At 37.5% G+C, this 534-nt stretch carries 1 protein-coding gene; it reads left to right on the forward strand.

Going from position 1 to position 534, the window contains the following annotated elements; all coding sequences use genetic code 11:
- On the forward strand, positions 1-379 hold a 379-nt coding region (locus C9E89_RS23670; RefSeq protein ID WP_171405227.1), incomplete at its 5' end, for a hypothetical protein.
- Positions 380-534 lie beyond the last annotated feature (155 nt).

Raw genomic sequence — 534 nt, forward strand, 5'->3', positions numbered from 1 at the left:
GATGGGCATAGATGTCCCTAAAAGTTGTACATTTTCAAATGTAAGTGCAGGCATTATTTTACCTGAAGATGGGAGTGAAGCGCAGGGTGCTTTTTCTCTCCTTTGTAATACTGGGAGTTTCAGTACAGTTTTTTCAATGGATTCTAAAGCGGCACATGGTCAGTTTCAAGTGACTAATCCGAATGGAGTAAGTCTACCAATCGAAGGTGCTGTGAGTCTTTTTAATAATGATTATCGTTTAGATCACAGCATTGGTTACATCGGATTTATAGGGCAAGTATTAGATTACATTGTTAAAGTCAAATTACAGGCACCTACAACAGCCACAACCCCTGCTGGTGTTTATACCGATACATTCCGTGTCAATGTTACGTATTAATTTAGTTTAACTCCAACTCAATCTAATTGTTTTTTTAAAGGAATATTTTCATGAAGATTTTATCTAAAATTGCTTTAGCATCAGCAGCATTACTCACAGCAAGTTTTGCACAAGCAGCGACTACATCGGCATCTATTCCTGTGAGTTTAACGATC

Origin of the sequence: Acinetobacter sichuanensis, from assembly GCF_003024515.2 — a bacterium.
GTDB classification, from domain to species: domain Bacteria; phylum Pseudomonadota; class Gammaproteobacteria; order Pseudomonadales; family Moraxellaceae; genus Acinetobacter; species Acinetobacter sichuanensis.